Source organism: Candidatus Cloacimonadota bacterium, from assembly GCA_020532085.1.
Lineage (GTDB): Bacteria > Cloacimonadota > Cloacimonadia > Cloacimonadales > Cloacimonadaceae > Syntrophosphaera.
In genome coordinates this window covers 1-19195 of sequence record JAJBAV010000040.1, presented here as the reverse complement: position 1 = coordinate 19195, position 19195 = coordinate 1, and the positions used below count along the sequence as shown (strand labels likewise).

The 19195-nt window shown below is 55.6% G+C and carries 22 protein-coding genes; 12 read left to right on the top strand and 10 right to left on the bottom strand.

The features are described from left to right. Positions 1 to 242: hypothetical protein (locus tag LHW45_09570; GenBank protein ID MCB5285821.1), on the top strand; the 242-nt coding region annotated here is incomplete at its 5' end. 54 nt (positions 243 to 296) lie between these two features. On the opposite strand, the gene LHW45_09565 is transcribed toward LHW45_09570, so the two are convergent. Continuing rightward, a complete protein-coding gene (locus LHW45_09565) occupies positions 297 to 608 on the bottom strand; it encodes a hypothetical protein (GenBank protein MCB5285820.1) in 312 nt (103 codons plus the stop codon). Between the two features lie 207 nt (positions 609 to 815). Between LHW45_09565 and LHW45_09560 the strand changes: the two genes are divergently transcribed. The 11 genes from LHW45_09560 (at position 816) to LHW45_09510 (ending at position 8430) form a co-directional block, all read left to right on the top strand. Continuing rightward, the gene (locus LHW45_09560; GenBank protein ID MCB5285819.1) at positions 816 to 1988 is read left to right on the top strand and encodes an XRE family transcriptional regulator; all 1173 of its coding nucleotides are present in this window, start codon (positions 816 to 818) and stop codon (positions 1986 to 1988) included. A 2-nt stretch (positions 1989 to 1990) separates the two neighbouring features. Then, positions 1991 to 2461, top strand: a complete 471-nt coding sequence (locus LHW45_09555; protein ID MCB5285818.1) for a DUF4411 family protein — start codon at positions 1991 to 1993, stop codon at positions 2459 to 2461. A gap of 481 nt (positions 2462 to 2942) precedes the next feature. Continuing rightward, on the top strand, positions 2943 to 3233 hold the full coding sequence (locus LHW45_09550) for a metalloregulator ArsR/SmtB family transcription factor (GenBank protein MCB5285817.1): 291 nt from the start codon (positions 2943 to 2945) through the stop codon (positions 3231 to 3233). Between the two features lie 4 nt (positions 3234 to 3237). Further along, entirely contained in the window at positions 3238 to 4545 is a 1308-nt protein-coding gene (locus LHW45_09545; GenBank protein MCB5285816.1) for a permease, read from the top strand. Beyond that, on the top strand, positions 4542 to 5252 hold the full coding sequence (locus LHW45_09540; GenBank protein ID MCB5285815.1) for a cytochrome C biogenesis protein: 711 nt from the start codon (positions 4542 to 4544) through the stop codon (positions 5250 to 5252). The genes LHW45_09545 and LHW45_09540 overlap by 4 nt, the downstream gene beginning before the upstream one ends. Positions 5253 to 5265: 13 nt before the next feature. Further along, positions 5266 to 5505 carry a thioredoxin family protein gene (locus LHW45_09535; GenBank protein ID MCB5285814.1) on the top strand — a complete coding sequence of 80 codons (240 nt, stop codon included), beginning with the start codon at positions 5266 to 5268 and terminating at the stop codon, positions 5503 to 5505. 1 nt (position 5506) lies between these two features. Beyond that, positions 5507 to 5929, top strand: coding sequence for a putative zinc-binding protein (locus LHW45_09530; GenBank protein MCB5285813.1), 423 nt, complete (start codon positions 5507 to 5509; stop codon positions 5927 to 5929). A gap of 4 nt (positions 5930 to 5933) precedes the next feature. After that, on the top strand, positions 5934 to 6413 hold the full coding sequence (locus LHW45_09525; GenBank protein MCB5285812.1) for a thioredoxin family protein: 480 nt from the start codon (positions 5934 to 5936) through the stop codon (positions 6411 to 6413). Continuing rightward, entirely contained in the window at positions 6410 to 6820 is a 411-nt protein-coding gene (locus tag LHW45_09520) for an arsenate reductase ArsC (protein ID MCB5285811.1), read from the top strand. The genes LHW45_09525 and LHW45_09520 overlap by 4 nt, the downstream gene beginning before the upstream one ends. A gap of 304 nt (positions 6821 to 7124) precedes the next feature. Continuing rightward, a complete protein-coding gene (locus LHW45_09515) occupies positions 7125 to 7547 on the top strand; it encodes a GNAT family N-acetyltransferase (GenBank protein ID MCB5285810.1) in 423 nt (140 codons plus the stop codon). Positions 7548 to 7557: 10 nt separating this feature from the next. Continuing rightward, complete coding sequence (locus LHW45_09510) at positions 7558 to 8430, top strand: phosphatidylglycerol lysyltransferase domain-containing protein (protein MCB5285809.1); 873 nt, start codon at positions 7558 to 7560, stop codon at positions 8428 to 8430. A 313-nt stretch (positions 8431 to 8743) separates the two neighbouring features. On the opposite strand, the gene LHW45_09505 is transcribed toward LHW45_09510, so the two are convergent. The 9 genes from LHW45_09505 to LHW45_09465 all read right to left on the bottom strand — a co-directional run. Beyond that, on the bottom strand, positions 8744 to 9532 hold the full coding sequence (locus tag LHW45_09505) for a metal ABC transporter permease (GenBank protein MCB5285808.1): 789 nt from the start codon (positions 9530 to 9532) through the stop codon (positions 8744 to 8746). Then, positions 9532 to 10260, bottom strand: a complete 729-nt coding sequence (locus LHW45_09500) for a metal ABC transporter ATP-binding protein (protein ID MCB5285807.1) — start codon at positions 10258 to 10260, stop codon at positions 9532 to 9534. The genes LHW45_09505 and LHW45_09500 overlap by 1 nt, the downstream gene beginning before the upstream one ends. After that, positions 10257 to 11117 carry a metal ABC transporter substrate-binding protein gene (locus LHW45_09495; protein ID MCB5285806.1) on the bottom strand — a complete coding sequence of 287 codons (861 nt, stop codon included), beginning with the start codon at positions 11115 to 11117 and terminating at the stop codon, positions 10257 to 10259. Before LHW45_09495 ends, LHW45_09500 begins: the two co-directional genes overlap by 4 nt. Next, complete coding sequence (locus LHW45_09490) at positions 11114 to 12592, bottom strand: leucyl aminopeptidase (protein MCB5285805.1); 1479 nt, start codon at positions 12590 to 12592, stop codon at positions 11114 to 11116. Before LHW45_09490 ends, LHW45_09495 begins: the two co-directional genes overlap by 4 nt. Before the next feature lie 26 nt (positions 12593 to 12618). Beyond that, positions 12619 to 15636: a BamA/TamA family outer membrane protein gene (locus tag LHW45_09485; GenBank protein MCB5285804.1), complete on the bottom strand. Its 3018-nt coding sequence runs from the start codon at positions 15634 to 15636 to the stop codon at positions 12619 to 12621. Positions 15637 to 15644: 8 nt separating this feature from the next. Further along, positions 15645 to 16547 (bottom strand): MlaD family protein, encoded by a 903-nt coding sequence (locus tag LHW45_09480; GenBank protein ID MCB5285803.1) that lies wholly within the window; start codon positions 16545 to 16547, stop codon positions 15645 to 15647. Positions 16548 to 16556: 9 nt separating this feature from the next. Then, positions 16557 to 17804, bottom strand: a complete 1248-nt coding sequence (locus LHW45_09475; protein ID MCB5285802.1) for an asparagine synthetase B — start codon at positions 17802 to 17804, stop codon at positions 16557 to 16559. 854 nt (positions 17805 to 18658) lie between these two features. Continuing rightward, entirely contained in the window at positions 18659 to 18847 is a 189-nt protein-coding gene (locus LHW45_09470; GenBank protein ID MCB5285801.1) for a hypothetical protein, read from the bottom strand. A gap of 70 nt (positions 18848 to 18917) precedes the next feature. Next, a partial coding sequence (locus LHW45_09465; protein MCB5285800.1) for a hypothetical protein occupies positions 18918 to 19195 on the bottom strand: 278 nt, incomplete at its 5' end.

The following is a 19195-nucleotide window of genomic DNA, read 5'->3' as shown; positions in this document are numbered from 1 at the left end:
AAGGGGTAGGCGACAACAGCCAAGCAAGCCCGGCAAAGCTGACTGAGGATAAGATCATCACCCACATCCTGGATAAGGAATATCAGGAGCTTCCGCATATCATCCTAACCAACCAGTGCGATGCCTTTCTCTACATTGCCGATGCCAAGATTGAAGGTAACCTGGTGACAATCATGATCGGGATAAGTCAGGTCTATACCGCCACTGATCCTTTCTATAAGCTCCTTGCCCTCGCCAAATGATGTCCAAGAGAGAAACCCGGCAGAACCGGGTTAATGTTTATCGATAACGATCAGCTACTTCTTTTCAAGCCGGCAGATTAGCTCCGCCATCAAGTTGATCATTTCCTTGTAGTCACCGCATTCCCAAGCATCGTCTGCTCTGGTTTTGATCTCTTCCACCGTCATCTTCTCCGACTGCAGCCAGGGGCCTCTGAACTGGTTCCACCAGCTCTTGTAGTGGACTTCTTTAGTCTTGGGATCATCCTGCAGTATCTCTTCGACTGGCTGCTCCGTCCCATCGTCATGCATCAGAATTAGGTGGCTACCTGACTTCACGATCTCCTCCAGCGTTGTCTGGCCTTTGCGATTCCTGTTTTGCTTGGTCATCTTGATCTCCTTCTCGGTTACCCGACTGTTGATTTATAGGTGCTACCAAACACTCCTCGTAAAGGTGGTCAAGTCCTTTCCAATCAATATGAAAGAGGTGTTGGAGATTCTGCAAGATGATTAGGCTTGACAAAATTGTCAGGGATTCAATGATTGATAAAAGTATAGGAGATGAATGAAGGAAGATACTAAACTATTGGTGTGATTATGAAAAATACAATACCTGTCAATCGTGCTATCCTGAAATGGGCTCGTGAAACTGCAGGAGTATCAATCCAAGACGTAGCAGATAAACTTGGCAAAGATGTTGAATTTGTTGCGAATGTTGAAAGCGGTATTCAGTCAGTTACATACTCCCAGTTGAGAACTTTATCTTACGATGTTTACAAACGCCCGATAGCTTTATTTTTCTATCCATCTCCTCCTATTGATGATCCAGTAGAAAAAGACTTCAGATCCATTCAAGCTTCCGAAGGTGCCCTCCTTGATCGTGATACACGCTTAAAAATTAGGGAAGCCAAGTACCACCAATTGTCACTTTACGAGTTAAATCCAGACACTAGAGAATCTAAGTTCATTCTGACGGAACACTTAAAGAGAAATACAAATCTCAGAGACAATCCTACAGTCATTCGAACCTTGTTAGGTGTCAGCATTGATGAGCAGAAATCGTTTAGAAACAGTGAATTTGCATTCAAAAGGTGGCGTAGAGCACTCGAAGATATGGGGATATACGTATTCAAAGGCGCATTCAAGAATCTGAATTACTGTGGGTTCACTTTATATGATGAGATATACCCAATAATATACGTCAACAACAAGAACACCTACTCGAGGCAGATATTCACTCTGTTCCATGAGATGTATCATATCATTACAAAAAATTCTGATATTTCGTGTATCGATGAGTCATCTTACGATGCACTTTGTTTTGCACATAAGTCAATAGAGCAAAAATGTAACGCCTTTGCATCCTCAGTTCTTTTGCCTAAGGATGATTTTAATAAGGAGCTGTCTTACAGAGATGAGATAAATGATAGCAATACTGAGGATGTTGTAAATGAACTTGCTGAACTGTATTCAGTTAGCAGAGAGACAGTTCTTAGGAGACTTAAAGATATCAGCCTAGTTAGTAATGATATCTATAGCTCTCTTGCTTCAAAATGGTCTGGTCAAATGAGGCGATTCAAGAGTGACTCACAAGGGGGAAATTCGATAGCAACGATGATGACCTACTTAAGTGGTAAATACCTTTCCATAGTATCCGATCGATATAGTGCTGGTCAGATTACATCAGAACAACTTATGCAGTTTATGAAGGTAAAAAGCTTCGCCACTGCAGAGAAGATATATGATCGATACATAACAGGTAGACACTGATAATGGCATATATCTTTGATACGTGCAGTATAAGAGGATTCCAACATATTTACCCTGAGCATTTTTCATCAGTATGGCATGAGATGGAAAGTCTTGTGATACTAGGCACCGTTATTTCAGTAAGTGAAGTGCATGAAGAGTTAAAAGTACAAAGTATCCCGCAGTTTCTAAAGGATTGGATTTCTGATCATAAGTATATGTTTCTTGATCCCTCAAGTGAAGAAGCTCAATTCATGATCGACATGTTTTCACTAAAAAGGTTTAACGACATCTTGAATAAAAAGTTAGCACTTACAAGTGTCCCATTTGCCGACCCTTTTTTAATTGCAAAGGCATATTGCAGTGATGGGACTATTGTTACGGAAGAAAGAGATAAACCTAATAGTGTTAGGATTCCAACTATTTGCGATTATTATGGGGTAAACTGCATAAACCTGAAGCAATTCATGGAAATCCAGAAGTGGAGTTTTTGATAGCAATCTTTTATGTAACCTGTACCCGCCATGGTTGTTTTTGTTTTTAATCCTCAACTTACATCACCATCTGCACCAATATAGTATTTCCCATCATGCTACCGTACTCATATACTTCTCCCATCTATTATAAAACACATCAGATCGATTGATCCGATAAACCTCTGTCAATCGTTTGAAGAAATGGTGATGGTGATTTGAAGAAAGTATGATAAAAGCTTGAAGTTTTCAGTGATCAGATTTGAAGAAACGGTGATGGTATTTGAAGAAATGGTGATAAAAACAACCAGCCCCGAATACCCCTATTATGACCGGATTTCCCCAATTTGAAGTTTTGGTGATTGGATTTGAAGTTTTCAGTGAGGGTTTATACCCCATCTGTCCGCCGCTGTCAAGCTTTTTCTGCTTAAGCAAAAAAAGCCTTGACCGTATTTGGCTGTTTGGCAAAATAGGCAACAATGAACACCATTGAGGAAGAAAAATGTCTCCCACTGACGCCAAATATACCGAGATGGCCACCATCATGAAAGCCCTGGCCCATCCCACCCGGCTCTTCATCCTGGACCGGCTGAACCAGCAGGAACACTGCGTCTGCGAACTGCAGGAACTGATCTGCGCGGATATGTCCACGGTTTCCAAACACCTCTCCGTGCTCCGGAACGCCGGGATCATCAGCAGCCGCAAACACAACAACCAGGTTTTCTACAGCCTGCTTTGCCCCTGTGTGCTGAACATGTATGAATGTGTGATTGACCTGAAAAAACGGAGTTGACTGCATGAGCGAAAAACTGAAGGAACTCAGGATACTGGGGATCATGCTGGCCGTTTTCATCGCGGCCTACTTCATCCCTTTCACCGCGCCCCGCTTTTTGAACGGTTTGCACGAAGCCTTTTTCATGCTGCAGGAATATGCCAGATTGCACGTTCTGCTTTGCCTGGTCCCGGCCCTGTTCATCGCCGGAGCTGTGAGCGTGTTCATCAGCAAGGACAGCGTGATGCGCTTTCTGGGCGCCAAGGCCAAAAAATGGCTGGCTTACAGTGTGGCGGCGCTTTCCGGGGCCATCCTGGCTGTCTGTTCCTGCACCATTCTGCCCCTTTTCAGCGGGATCTACAAACGCGGCGCCGGCCTCGGACCCGCCATCGCCTTCCTCTATTCCGGGCCGGCGATCAACGTTTTGGCGATCGTGATGACCGCCCGGATCCTGGGCCTGGAAATGGGCATCGCCAGAACCGTGGGAGCCGTGGTGTTCAGCGTGGTGATCGGCTTCGTGATGCATCTGCTGTTCCGCAGGGAAGAGCAGGCCCGGCAGGATGGCCTGAACTTCGGCGAGCCGGAACAGGGCCGCCCGCTCTGGCAGACCCTGATCCATTTCGGCCTGCTGATATTGATCCTGATCGTGCTCAACTGGGCCAAGCCAAATCCCAACACCGCCTCAGCCTTCATGGACTGGATGCATGCCCACCGCTGGCTGGTGACGGCCGGGCTGGCTTTGCTGTTCGGGCTTTCCCTCTCCGCTTTTTATGGCTTCAAGCTGTGGAAAACCCTCCTCACCGCGGCTGTGGTTGCTGGCGTGGGTCTCGCGTTCCCGTCCCAACCGCTGATCGCTTTTGTGGTGGCAGTCTTCGGCTTCAGCCTCTGGCTGGTGTTTGAAAAAGGTGAGCTGAAGGACTGGCTGGATTCCACCTGGGACTTTGCCAAACTGATCATTCCCCTGCTTTTTTTGGGCGTGATGATCGCCGGCGCGCTGCTGGGCCGGCCCGGCCAGGAAGCCTGGGTGCCCTCGCGCTGGATCGAGATCGCCGTGGGCGGAAACTCGCTGTTGGCCAATTTCTTTGCCTCCATCTCCGGCGCCTTCATGTACTTTGCCACCCTCACCGAAGTGCCCATTTTGCAGGGCTTGCTCGGATCAGGAATGGGCAAGGGGCCCGCTCTGGCCCTGCTGCTGGCCGGACCGGCGCTGTCGCTGCCCTCCATGCTGGTGATAAATACAGTTCTGGGGCCCAAGAAAACCATAGCCTTCGTTGGCCTGGTGGTGATCTTCTCCACCTTCACCGGTTATTTCTTCGGAGTGCTGGTCGGATGATGCTGCAGGTCTTCAACCAGCTTAGCCAGGCCCTGGCCTCCAATCCGGTCATAGCGCTGCTGGCTGCCTTTGTGTGGGGAATTCTGAGCGTGCTGCTCAGCCCCTGCCATCTGGCCAGCATTCCCATGATAATAGGGTATCTGGATGGGCAGCCAGACCTTTCGACGAAAAACGCCTTTAGGCTCTCAGCATTCTTCACCTTGGGGATACTGGCCATGATGGCGTTGATCGGGCTGATCACTGGACTGTTGGGCAAGATGCTGGGAGACGTGGGCAACTGGACGGAACCGTTGATGGGCGTGGTTTTCATGATCATGGCATTCTTCATCGCCGATGTCTTTACCATGCCCTCCTTCCTCCGGGGTGGAGCCGGCAAAGGATCACCTCAAGGGATCCGGGGCGCGCTCAGCCTGGGATTCCTGCTCGGTATCGCCTTGGGGCCCTGCTCCTTCGCGTTCATGGCGCCCATTTTGGGGATCGTGTTCACTTCGGCCGGATCGCGCTTCATCTTTGCCTTAACCCTAGTACTGGCCTACATCATAGGCCACTGTCTGGTGATCATTATGGCTGGAACCTTCGCAGGATCAGTACAGTCTTATCTGAAGTGGAGCAGCAATTCCCTGGGCACAAAAATCGTGAAGTATGTCTGTGCCGGCCTGGTATTCCTGGCGGGCCTCTATCTCATTTCAAAAAAATTCATCCCCTGATAAGGAGTAACAAATGATCATTAAGATCCTCGGGACTGGATGTCCCAAATGCAAGAAACTGGAGGCCAACGCTCTGTTAGCCATGGAACAATCAGGTATCGAAGCCACAGTGGAAAAAGTGACCGATCTGAACGCCATCATGAACTACGGGGTGATGATGACCCCGGCCCTGGTGATCGGTGAAAAAGTGGTCTCCTCCGGCAAGGTCCTTTCCCCGGAAGAGATCAAAGCCATCATCCGCAAAGGAGTTTGAGATGTCTGAAAACGAATGCGGCTGTTCCTGCTCCTGCGGCAGTTCCGACTGCAGCGAGGGCTGCGTGTCCAACTCTGCCCCCACCAAGGTTTACGCCTGCGCCGGGGCCAGCAACGTGGGCGTGATCTCCTTTGAACTCACCAAAGCCCTGCATCTGGCCAACAAATATGAAATGGGCTGCTCCACCTGCATCGGCGCCGGCGATTGCGGCTGCGGCGGCACCGTTGCGGAGGACGGCAAAAAGGACCTGTTGATCGACGGCTGCAAGGTGGCCTGCCTAAAAAAGATGTTCGAGAACAAGGGCATCACCAACTTCAACCACGTGATCGTTACCCAGCTGGGCGTCCGCAAGGAAGGAACTTTCGGCTTTCCGCAGGAACTCATCCCCAAACTGCTGGAAAAGATCTGCAACAAAGGACTGTGACCCCATGAAAAAACTGCTCATCCTGCTTACCGCCATGATGCTGCTTTCAGCCTGCGGAGCTAAAACCGAAGGCGACGCCGCCGCGGACCAGCCCACGAACGATCCCACCGCGGAAACAGCCACCCCAGCCGCTGATTCTTTGTCTCAGACCACCAAAATCCAACCCTTGGCCACCTTCATCGAACTCGGCGCCGAATCCTGCATCCCCTGCAAGATGATGCAGCCCATTCTGACAGAGCTCCGGGACGAGTACCAGGGCTTGCTGAAAGTGGAGTTCACGGACCTGTATAAGGATCGCGCCGCCGCACAGAAATACAGTGTGCGCGTGATGCCTACCCAGGTCTTTCTGGACGCGGACGGCCGCGAGTTCTTCCGCCATGAAGGCTTCTACCCCAAGGCTGAGATCGAGAAAATGCTGTTGGAGAAAATCGGGATCAGGAAACCTGAAGACAACGTCCCTCAGACAGATACAACCCGGCCATGACCAAGGTCCTCATCCTCTGCACCGGCAATTCCTGCCGCAGCATCATGGCTGAAACCCTGATCAACCATCTGCTGGGCGACCGTTATCTGGCTTACTCGGCCGGAGTAGCGCATTCTTCGGTTAACCCATGGGCGATCAGAGTTTTGGAAGAGATAGGAATACCTACATCAGATCTGAGGTCAAAGAACGTTTCGGAGTTTCTGAACCGGGATGATCTGGACCTGGTGATCACCGTTTGCGACCACGCCAAAGAAAGCTGTCCTGTCTTCTTTAAACCCATACCCCGGGTGCATCTTGGTATAGCTGATCCCGCCCCCTTTTCCGGGCATTCTGATGCCATGGATTTCTTCCGCAGGACCAGGGATGAGATCCTGGCCAAGGTGATCACTTACCTCAAGGAGCTGTGACCAACCCATCACTGCCTGTGGATACACACTACCCACTCATCCTCACGCCCTTTACCCCTGCTTGTGCCTCTGCCACCGGGTATTGGTGGTATCAGGGTGCCCCGGGAGACCATGCAGAAAACGTCTCTGCTTTTCCTGGCGCGGCCTTCGATGGGATGGCGATCCCCCAGGGCAGCGTTATCAGCTCTTGGGGCAGGGATCATTTCCACCCAGCCCCGACACCTCTTGACAAAATCCCCCCTGCCATAAATTGGCCCGAACCCCTTGTTCGGGGCAACCACTCATATCCGGCAAAGGAAGCAACATGACAGCGGACATAGAACTCAAAATCGTGAAAGAAGCCGATCCGGCCGAGGTCTTGGCCCTCTACCGCCATCCCGGCTGGTGGCAGACGGACGAAAACCCCCAATATCTCGAAACGGTGCTCGGGATAATGGCCAACAGCTTTTGTTTCGTGACCGCGCGCCTGAATGGAAAACTGATCGGCATGGGCCGCGCCATCAGTGACGGCGTGAGCGACGCCTATATCCAGGACGTGGTGGTTTACAGCGAATTCCGCGGCCAGGGCATTGGTGCCAAAATTGTAGCAAAATTGGTCGAATTTCTCCGCTCGAATGACATCCAGTGGATCGGCCTGATCTCGGAACCCGGGCACGAGGATTTCTACGAACGCCTGGGCTTTGCCCGGATGCCGAATTACACGCCCATGCTGCTCAAGATGGACTGAAGTGGAAAACATGCTCGAACTTAAAAACCTCACCACCACGGACGTGCCCCTGCTGCGCCAGTATCTGGAACGCTGGCCCCGCCAGAACTGCGACTATTCCGTGGTCAACCTCCTCACCTGGGGCCTGATCTACGGCAACCAGTACGCCCTCTGGCGCGATCATCTGGTGCTTTTCAACCCCAAATACGCCTATGTTTTCTTCCCCGTGGGTCCGGGCCTTTCCTCAGCCGAACTGCGCGAATTGCTGGACGGCTTCCGCGCCAGCGATCCGGAGGCCGAACTCATCCTCATCCCGGAGAACTGGCCCCAAACCAATCCCGATCTGGAGGACTTTTTCACCCTCAAAGAAGAGCGCGACTGGGCGGACTACGCTTATGCCGTGGACAGGATGGTGAACCTCAGCGGCAAAAAACTCGCCAAGAAAAAGAACCTCGTCTCCCAATTCGCCAGAACCTATCCAGCCTACCACGTGCTGCCCATCACCCCGGACAAACACGAGGTGGTGCTGCGCTTCACAGAAAAGTGGAAACGCCAGCGCAGCGCAGAGGGGATCTATCTCAACACCGAATTCCAGGCCATCCAACACACCCTGGCCCTGTGGGACGAACTGCCCGTGGAGGGCATCATCATCTGCCACCAACACAAGATCTCCGCCTACTCCATCTTCTCCCCCATCAACCCGGACATGGCCACCATCCACTTCGAAAAATTCGACCCCGACATGAAGGGCAGCGCCCAGATGATCAACTGGGAAACCGCTCGCCACTTGCAGGGAAAGTACAGCTGGCTGAACCGCGAACAGGATATGGGCCTGGAAGGCCTCCGCCAGGCCAAACTAACCTACCAGCCTGACTTCCTGGTGAAATTCATCACCGGGAAGTAGGCCGGTACCTTCTTTCTGCCGCGGCACTTCCCCCTTTCCCCTCTCCCATCCGCCTCTCACTTGCCTCCCCCTAAGTTCCCCCCGAACAGGCGGGAAGTCAGGGGGAAGTTCGGAAGAGGCGGATGGGATGGGATTTAGGAGGAAACAACCCCCTTTCGGGGCAAAACCTGCACCGGGGGCTTGCGCTCCCCCGCCAGGATGCGTCATTATTCGGGCTGATCCTTCTCTGAAACCACAAAATCACCCATTCGGTTTGTAAGAGAGCATCCCACTCCGCCTGAGCCCTTCGGCCCTGTAAGGGTAAGGTTCCGGGTCACGCGGAGCGGGGGCGGAGCAGCAGGCTGAGGAGGTAGAGGAAGAATTCGAGGAGAACGATGTTGGCGCCGGTGGGCAGATTGAGCCACCAGGAGAGCGCGAAACCGCCGGCCGCGGCAAGGATGGCGATGAGGGCGCAGGCGGCCACGGCGTGGTCGAGGCGTCTCACCAGATTGAAGGCGGTGGCTGCGGGCAGGATGAGCTGAGCGCTCACCAGGATGATCCCGGCGGCGCGAAGCGTGATCACGATGTTGGCGGCCAGCAGGATCATGAAGAGGCGGTCCACGGTCCGCACCGGCAGGCGGTAAAACTCGGCCAGATCGGCATTGTAGGAAAGGTAGAAGAGTTCCTTGTAAAAGAAGCCGATGAAGCCCAGATTGATGGCCAGGAGGGCGCCCAACTGCCAGAGGTCGGCGCTTGAGGCCAGCAGCACGTTGCCGAAGAGGTAGCTGGCCAGGTCGAAGCTGTAGCCGCGGCGGAGGGAGATCAGGATTATCCCCAGGGCCATGGATACGCTGAGGAAGATGGTGATGGTGTTGGCTTCCTGCAATTGGCGCCGCCGGGCCAGCCAGGTGATGGCCAAAGCCACGGCGATCACGAAGAGCAGGGTGGTGAACTGCAGATTGAGCCCCAGCAGCAAAGCCAGGGCGATCCCGGCAAAAGCGATGTGAGAAAGCGCTTCACCCAGATAGGACACCCGGCGCAGGGTTACGAAGGGCGAAAAGAGGGCCAGACAGACCGAGGAGAGCAGCGCGGCGAGCAGGGCGTGAACCAGGAAGGAAAACATCAGTAGTCCTTTTCGATGATGCGCACGGTCTCACCGAAGGTTTTGTGGATAAGCTCAGCGTTCACCAGATCGGTCTGGGTGTGGCAGTGGAGGCGGCGGTTGAGGCAAACCAGGAAGCTGCAGTATTGGGTGAGGGTGTTGAGGTCGTGAGAGATGGTGATCACCGTTTTGCCCGCCTCGTTGAGGTCTTTCAGGAGGGAGAAGAAGCTCTGCACTCCGGGCAGGTCCACGGAGGCCTCCGGTTCGTCCAGGATGAGGTAGTCGCTCTCGGAAACTAGCGCCCGGGCCAGGTAAACACGCTGAAGTTCTCCGCCGGAAAGACTTCCGAGGGGTTTTTTCGCGAGGTCGGCGATCCGGGTTTTGGCCAGGGCCTGTCGCGCCCGGTCCTTGTGAACCGCGCTGAAACGCCGGCCAAGGCCCAATTCCCCGGCCAGGCCCAGCAGCACCAGGTCGAGGGCGGTGGCGGGGAATTTCCGGTCAAATTCCTCGTGCTGGGGCAAATAACCCAGGGGATGGGACCGCAGCCACTGCAGGTGCGGCAGGCCATCTATCTCGATGGAGCCGCTCTGCAGGGGAAGAAGCCCCAGGATCAGCTTGATCAGGGTGGATTTTCCCGCGCCGTTGGGGCCGATGATGGCCACAAATTCTCCGTCGGCCAGCTCGAGATCGATGTCCTCGAGCACGGGGTTGCCGCCGTAGTGGTGGGAAAGGCCGGAGATCTTGATCACAGATCGGTTTCAGGCTGCCAGGCCTGTTTCATCCTGTCCCAGTTCGCGCCGATGAGTTCCGGCAAGGTTCGGGCTTTGATGCTGAAGCCCAGCGGGTCCAGCTCGATCATCCGCAGATCGAATTCCCTGGCCAAAACCTCCGCCGATCTTTTGTCCATCTGGGGTTCCACACAGATCGCCTGCACGCCGTTGGCCCGGATCAGTTCTCCCAGGCGGGCCAGTTCGCGGGGGGTGGGTTCTCGGCCCGGAGAGCTTTGCACGCTGCCAAGGTCGTTGATGCCGTAGTTGGCGTTGAAATGGTGGAAACTGTCGTGAAAGCTGATCAGCGGGGTGGAGCCGAAAGCGGAGCGTTCGCGGCTGATCCTCTCATCCAGCGCGGCCAGGCGGGCCACGAGATCCAAGGCACGGTTGGCGATCTCCTCGCTGCGCTCGGGAAACATCTTTTGCAGGCGCTCGCTGAGGCGCAGGGCGAGCTTTTCCATCAGCACCGGCGAAAGCCAGACATGGGGGTTTTCAGTATTCGGAAGAGCATCCCGCAGCAGTTCCTCAGCCCGGAGATGGGTTTCGCCCAAAGCGGTGAAAGCCCTCTCCAGATCGGTTTCCAGGCCCAGGCCGTTGGAAAGCGCCAACCCGGCTTCGCGCAGGGCTTTGATGTCCTTGGGGCCTGGACTGTAGGTGTGGGGCGAGGCGTTGGCCGGGATAAGAGTGCGAACCTCGAAACCTGGCCCCAACAGTTCCCTGAGCAAGAGCTCATAGGGATGGATGGTGGCCATCACCAGCGGACGCTGTTCCTGATCGGCTGGTTTACAGCTGAAGAGAGCCAGCAGCAGAACCATCAGCAGGGCTGTTCGCTTCATTCCATCTCGCGCAGAAGCTGGGTAAGCAGGCGCACGCCGATGCCGGTGGCGCCGTAAGCGTTGATCCCGCTTTCCCTGTCTTTCAGGGCTGTTCCGGCTATGTCGATGTGCAGCCAGGGTTTGTCATCCACAAATTCGCGGATGAAGAGCCCTGCGGTGATGGCTCCGGCGAGGGGGCCGCCGCTGTTCTTGAGGTCCGCGATCTCGCTTTTGATGAGGTCCAGATAGGGATCGTGGGCAGGTAGTTGCCAGATCTTTTCGCCGGTGAAATCGGAAGCGAGCTGCAGCTTTTCCAGCAGCTGCTCGTTGTTGGTGAGCACGGCGGTTATCTGGTTGCCGAGCGCGCCAACTGCCGCGCCGGTGAGGGTGGCGATGTCGATCACCTTGCTCACGTGTTCGCGGCTGATGGCGTAGTGGATGGCGTCTGCCAGGGTGAGCCGTCCCTCCGCGTCCGTGTTGATGACCTCGATGGTCTTGCCGCTCATGCTGCGGATGATGTCGCCGGTGTGGTAGGCGGCGCCGGAGATCATGTTTTCACAGGCGGCGATCACGCCCTGCACGTTCACCTTGAGCTTGAGGGTGGCGATGGCGGCAAAGGTGCCGATCACGGCGGCAGCGCCGGCCATGTCGTTCTTCATGTTCACCATGCCCTGCGGGGTTTTGATGCAGTAGCCGCCGCTGTCGTAGGTGAGGCCTTTGCCCACAAGGCCGATGGTTTTGGCCTTGGGTTCGGGATTGCCGTGATAGGACATCAGGATCAGCCGGGGTTCTTGCTTCGAACCTTTACCCACGGCCAGAAAGGCGTCCATTTTCAGGCGTTTCAGCTTGTCCAGCCCGAAGACCTCGATGGAGAAACCGTATTGGAGGGCGGCTTTCTTGGCGGCGTCGGCCAGGGATTCGGGATGGATCACGTTGGCGGGCTCGTTCACCAGATCGCGGGCGATGTTCGTGGATTCCGCAAAGATGCGTCCTTCGAGGATGCCGCGGTTGATGTGGCGGGTGGTTTTGGGATTCACCGCCAGATGCACGGCTTCCAAGCTGTGGCTTTTACTGTCGCTGAGGTATTTGTCGAATTTATAGGCGGTGAGCAGCGCCGCTTCTGCCACGATGTGGCCGAAATTGACCTCGCCCACGGGATTGCTGAAGCCGGGGTAGAGATACACTTCGCGGGCACCGAGCTTGAGGGCGGCCCGGAAACAGAGGGCGAAGAGCTCACGCAGCCTGGAGCAGTCCAGGTCGTGCGTGTTGCCCACGCCGCAAAGAATTATGTTGCTGCGATGGCGGGCATGCACCAGGGGAAAGCTCTTCAGGCTTTTATAGCCGAAAGTGTATTCATCCTGTTTAATGATCACGCTCACGGCGTTCTTGATATGGTCGGGCAGATATTCGATGCTGTGGAAGTCACCTTTCTCACCGTGCATGATGATCACGGTGTCCATGTGTTCCGCGGGTTTGCGCAGCAGGTCGATCTTCATTGGTTCTCTCCTATGTATGGTTAATCTTAAAAATCTTCGCTGAGACTGATGTAGAAGGTGGGTTTGGAGTGGGTTTCCAAGTCCGTGAGCCAGGTGACGTCCAGGGCCAGGATCACGTAACCCAGGTCAAGGCGCGGGCCGAAGCCGTAGCCCAGCTTGAGGTCCCACAGCTTGCTGCCGTCGAAGGGCTGAAAGCTGTCAGGATCGTCAAAAACGGTGCCCAGTTCGGCGAACACGCTGCCCCGCACGTTGGGTATGGCCAGGGGCAGGGGAAAGGCCATGTTGATGTATTCGAAGAAGGGGAAGCGGAGTTCGGCGGTCAGCACGGCTTTTTTGGAGCCGCTGAGGTTGTCGCCGTAGGCCCGGATGCCGTAATATCCGCCCAGGGGAAAGCGCTGGGGATTTGGCCCGGTGCTGATCCCGGCGATGCCCCTGAGAGCGATGGAATAGCGTTTGCTGAAGAGGGTGTAGCTGCGCCAGTCCAGATAGTTGGTCACATAGTCGATCCTGCCGTCGTTGAGGGTGGTGTTCAGGTCGTAATAGAGGCGCCAGCCCAGCAGGGGCCCTGTGGAGCCGTAGAGCGCGTTGTCGTGCACCAGCCTGAGGCCGGGGGAGTAAACAAGATCAAGGTCGTTGGCCAGTTCCACTTCCAGGCTGTCGCCCAGCTGGTAGAGGTAGCTGCCGCGCTGGTAGAGCATCTGGTCGAATTCCAGCCTCAGAAAGCGGCTGAAGGGATAGCGGAGCAGAAAATAAGCCCCGGTCTGGCGTTCCCTGTAACGATACCAGATATCGTTGTTGGGGCCCGGCACGGTCTCGCTGAAATAGTATTCGTCGTTGAGGTTGAACAGGCCGATGCCGTAGTCCATTCTCTGTTTCAGATAGAGGTAGGTGAGGGCGAGGTTCGATTCCTCCAGCTTTCCGGCCACTCCGGCGTTGATGCCGATGCCGTGGTCTCCCATCATGTCGCTCATGCTCAGTTCCACATAGCCGATGGTCCCCACCGCGGGCGAGTAAGCCAGTCCGCCCCAGAGGCTGTCCAGCGAAAACCTTGCCCGGTAAGGCTGCACGGTGGGCGGGTTGTCTTTCGCCTGCGGGCGGTCGTCGTAGCTGAAATCACGCTGCAGCAGCAGGGAATCCTCGGCGGTGTATTCAAAGGCGGGAAACTCGGTCAGGAAAGGATCGCGGGTGGCGAAACCAGCGGCGGGGTTCACCCGATGGGGTCTAACGGCTGCGCGTTTGCCAAAGCGGTCCAGCTCGCCCAGGTCGATCCCGGCCAGCAGGCTGTCGTCCTTCGCCGCAGACTGGGCCGGGGGATAAGCCACGAAGTCAAGCGTGTCCAGGCTTCTGTCCTTGAAAAAGATGTCCCAGGCGCCGTCGAAATAGTTGGCCAGCAGCAGATGGCGGCCGTCGGGGGAAAGGTCCGCGGAATAGACTCCGGAGAGGACGTTGGTCACCCTTGCCTTGCCGCCCCCTTTCAGGTCCAGCGCGAAGATATTGCTCACCCCGCCGTCAGAATTAATGTAGTATAGATTGTCGCCTTTGGCGTCCACGAGGGGAAAGCTGCAGTCGCGCTGTTCAAAGGTGTGTTGGGTGAGGTTGCCGCCGGCCAGGTCCAGGCTGAAGATGTCCCGTGAGAGGTTGGCGAAAAGACCCCGGCGCTTGCTTTCGGGATCGCGGCTGCGTTCCGAGGCGAAGACCACCCTCTGGCCGTCCGGCGTGAAGCGGGGCTGGAGGTCGTTGTAGAGGTCGTCGGTGAGGCGGGTCAGGTTCTCGCTGGCCAGATCCAGCACAAAGAGGTCACAGCGCATGCCCTGCTGTCCCGCGAAAACCAGGCTTCGCCCGTCCGGCGCGACGTCAACCTCGTAGATGGCGCTCATGCCGGCGGGGGCGATGGAGCGCACGATCTTGCGCTTGTCCACGTCCAGGATGTGGATGCGGTCGCCATTGGCGGTTTTGGCGGCAAAGGCCACGCGGCGGCTGTCTGGAAACCAACTGAGGTTGGAGCGGAAATAGTAAAACTCCTCGATCTTGCCTGTGGCCTCGCCTTTCAGGATCCGGCGGGGCTCGCTGAGGCCATGCAGGGTGCCCATCCAAACGCTGTAGCGCGAATCGGCGCTGCTGAACCAAACGTAGCGGCTGCCGTCGGGCGAAAAGCGGGGCATCAGGTTGAAATAGGCTCCCTTTTTCTCGCTGTCGCTGCGCTTTTCCATGCTCTCCACGGGGATGGACTGAGCTTGCACCAGGGGAAAGAAATCTCGCTTCAGCTGGTAGCGCCAGCGGGACTGCAGGTCCTTGAACTCCAGTCCAAACACCTTTTTGGTGGCGCTGTCCAGGCCGTTCACGGAACGCAGGGTGTAGTAGAATTCCGTGACCTTGTCCTTGCCGTAGCTCTTGGCTAGATAGGCCAGAAAGCTTTCCCCCAGCCGGTAGGCGTAGTATCCGCCCAGGTTTTCCAGCGGAGGCAGGTTGTCGTTCACCACCATGTCCAGGATGAACATGTTGTTGTAGTCGCTCTCACCGCCGATGGAGAGGTATTCTGGCAAACCTTCCGAAAACCAGAAGGGAAAAGAGGTGGGCCGCATGGAGCTGAGGGCGTTCGTGACCCCGTCTTCCAAGGCATTGGTGTAGGCGTGGGTGAGCTCGTGGGCCAGCAGTTTCTCCAGGTCCGCGTAGCTGCCGTCGAAGGGTATGGCCACGCGGTTGCGCAGGCTTTCGGTGAAGCCGCCCACCCCTTCCGTGAGCAGGGGATAGATGATGTTCGTGCTCTGGAAGGAGGTCTTGCTGCTGTAGAACATCACCGGGATGCGCGAGCCGATGGGAAAGGTGAGCTGGTCTTTCAGCGTGTAGTAGGTTTCCTCCGCCATCAGCGCCACCACCCGGCCGAATTCGTCTTCGCCCCGGGGGTAGTAGATGTCGAAGTGCAGGGTTTGCAGGGTGGACCATTCCTCGGGGACCAAGTTGACCTTGTTTTGGCCGAAGTAATAGGCGGGACAGGCCCCGGCCGCCAGCAGCAGCAGGAGCAGAAGGATGTGTATTGGCTTCATCGGTATCCTTAGAAAATGCTGAATTTCAGGTATTTTTTGGGGTTGGCGCGCACGTCCGCGACCAGCGAATCCAGGCTGGCCACGGAGCCCTGCAGCTGGCGGTAGAGCTCGTCATCGCGCAGCAGCTTCCCGGCCGTGCCCTGGCCACTGTTCAAAGCGCGCATGGTGGCGTCCAGCTTTGCGGAAAGGACCTTCAGGCTGTCCAGGGCGGCGCTTGCCCGGGCCATGGCCTCCGGGGCCTGGCCGAGCGTGCTTTCCAGATCGGCGGAACTGGCCTGGACCACGGACCTCACTTCGCCGGTGAGCCTTTCGATCTGGTCCAGGGTTGCTTCCAGGTCGTTCCGGGCGCCCAGGGCCAGTTGGTCCACCGCTGCGGTGGCCGCCTGGGCGTTATCCAAAACGGCGGTGGATTTGCCGATCAGGCCGTCTTCCCCGCGCAGGCTGGCGAAAACAGTTTTGATCTCATCGAGCGCCAGAGTGGCCTGGCCGATCACGCTCATGATCCCCAAAGGTGAATCCCCGGCGAGGACCTGTTTGGTGTTCAAAAGTCCCGGGCCTTCGCCGGGAGAGATGTTCAGCAGGGTGCCGCCCATCAGGCCGCTGTCCGCGATGATGAAGCGGGAGCCCTCTTTCAGGCTGATGTCGCTGTTGATCCGCGCCGTCACCAGGATGTCCCGGTCCCGGGCCTCGATCTTTTTCACCCGGCCCACTTCCATGCCCCGGAAGGTCACCTGGTCGCCCACCTCCAGGCCCATCACCTCGCCGAAGCTGAGGCGCAGGTCGGTCTGGGCGCGGGTGGAGATGCGGCTGCTCAGCCACAGGTAGCTGATCACCAGCGCGGCCAGGATCACCACGGTGAAGAGGCCAACCTTGAGCTGGGTTTTGCGGATGTTCGGATAGAATCTTTTCACTGCCCTTCCTCAGGTTTTCAATTCCTTCTTCTCGGCGGCCGGAAAGAGGATGTTGTTCAGGATCAGCCGGTATCCGGGCGAGTTCTTATGGAGGTCCAGGATGGTTTCGGGATCGCCCACTTTGTGCTGGTAATCCTCGGGATCGTGTCCGCCGTAGAAGGTGAAAGTGCCTTTGCCGATGTTGCCGTGGATGTATTTCACCTCATTCTGGCCCGGCACCTCGGCCAGGATGATCACGCTCTTTTTCACCTTGTCCTTGAAAAACGAGGTGGTCTGCCCCAGAAAGCCGTCGATCACGTTCACGTGGCACTGGGTGAGCATGGTGGGCACGGGATCGTATTTGGCGGAAAAATCGAAGAGCTGGAAATAGTCCGCCTCGGCCCCGCGCAGCCGGGAGTAGTCGCTGGCGTCGATATCGGAAAATTCATATTCGAAGGGATTGGTCTTCAGGCTGAAATCCTCAAAGGCGAAGCAGCGGCTGAAATCCAGCTTGCTCTTGTATTGGGGGTCGATCCCGTCGCCGTCGATGAGGCCGTCAACAATGTCCGTTCCATACGCGGCCATCGCGATGTCGTAGGTGTCTGTGGCGGCGCACATGGCAAAGAGGAAACCGCCGTTCTCCACGAATTCCCGGATCTTCTGCGCCACCGCGTGCTTTAGCTGCCAAACCTTGGCGTAGCCGTGGCGGGCGGCCATTGCCCCGTTCACCTGAACGTCGTTTTGATACCAGGGCGTGTGGCGGTAGGAACCGTAAAACTTGCCAAACTGCCCCGTGAAATCCTCGTGATGCAGATGCAGCCAGTCGTAATCTACCAACTTGCCCTCCAGCACCTCGTCGTCCCAAAAGCGGTCATACTCGATCTCAGCGTATTCCAGGGCCAGGGTCACGGCGTCGTCCCAAGGCAGGGCGTTGGGCGGAATGTAGATGGCTATCTTCGGCTCTTTTTCCAGCACCACCGCCTCCATGTTCGCCTCCTGGATCTCGGCCATGATGGCGGCCACATTCGCGGAGGAAACCAGCTCAAACCGCACCCCGCGGATGTTGCAGAGCGCGGCCAGGCCTTCGGATTCCGGCAGCAAAAAACTGCCTCCCCGGTAGTTGAGCAACCACTTCACCACATACTGCTCCTTCAGCGCTTCGAAGGCGACTCCGTAGGCTTTCAGGTGGTCGCTCTGGGACCGGTCCATCGGCACCAGGATCTCCGCCCCCAACAGGGAGCACAGCGCCACCACCAGCAGCAGCATGTATCTTTTCAAGCGGTTCCTCTTTCGGGCCTGGATCCCTCTCACACAGGGATTTTCGCCCATTTCTCCAGTTTGAATATCAAAACCCTCCCATGGCCTCAAATCTGTCAAGCTAATTCTGCCGGAGGGATTTCGCCCGTCAGGACTCTGTAACTATACCCTCCAAAAGGGAAATGACTGCGCGGGAATGGAGGCAGGCACACCCAAACCCTCGTCATTCAGGAACGCAGTGACGTCGGGGTCCTCGCCGGACAACTTGTTGGCCGGTGGGGTGAATCGAATCCAGGGCTGGGCATTCATATTTCATACGGATTCACGGATTCAACTGATTTACGGATTTTCTTATCTGCGTGCCATTCTTTGATCCTGTAGATTCTGTGTCTCCCCATCTCTCTGTCCCCCTGTCCCTCTGTTTTTATGATCTTTTGTGCCTCGAGATGAATCTCGGGCACCCAACAAGCTGAAGCTTATGCTACAATTAAACCCCTCTGCTTTTCTCTGTGTTTAATCTCTGCTATTCTCTGTGTTAAAGTCCCTCTCTGCCCCTCTGTTTTTAAAACCCCTCTGTGTCTCTGTGTCTCTGTGCCTCTGTGTTTATCATTGTGCCTCGAGATGAATCTCGGGCACCCAACAAGCTGAAGCTTATGCTACAATCAACTCCTCTGCTTTTCTCTGTGTTTAATCTCTGCTATTCTCTGTGTTAAAATCCCTCTCTGTCCCTCTGTCCCTCTGTTTTCAAAAAAACCCTCTTTTTCTGACCCCATTTTCCCTTTTTCCGCGCTTTTCCGCGACGAATTAAGGAAGGGGCCGGTCTCCCAGCCCCGCTTGTCAGGTTGCTTGTTTGCGCCTCTTGCGCAGTTTGCGTTTCACGCACGCGGCGAGATTTCGACAACGTTCTTGAAACCCAGGCGGTTGAAGACCAGTTCCAGCATGAGCAGGATGATCAGTTCAAAGAACGCCTGTTCATCTTCTTCTTTGATGATGGGGATGTCCACCAGGTTGTTCACCTTGGTGGCCAGTTCCCGGGCGAGTTCTTTCAGCAGGTTCTCGTTCACTTGTCCCTCCTTCGTTTGGTTTTTTTACCTACGGATTCAACTGATTTAACGGATTCGACGGATTGGAGTGTTAATGTTCTTTCCTCCGCTTTTGCTCTGCTATTCTCTGTGTTAAAATCCATCTCTGTCCCTCTTTCCCTCTGTTTTTATCCTTGTGCCTCGAGATGAATCTCGGGCACCCAACAAGCTGAAGCTTATGGTACATAACTCTGTCCCTCTGCCCCTCTGTTTTATAAATCCCATTGATCCTGTCGATCCTGTCATCCGCGTTCCTATTAATCTCTTTTTTTCTGTCCACTTTTCCCTTTTTCCGCGCTTTTCCGCGACGAATTAAGGAAGGGGCCGGTC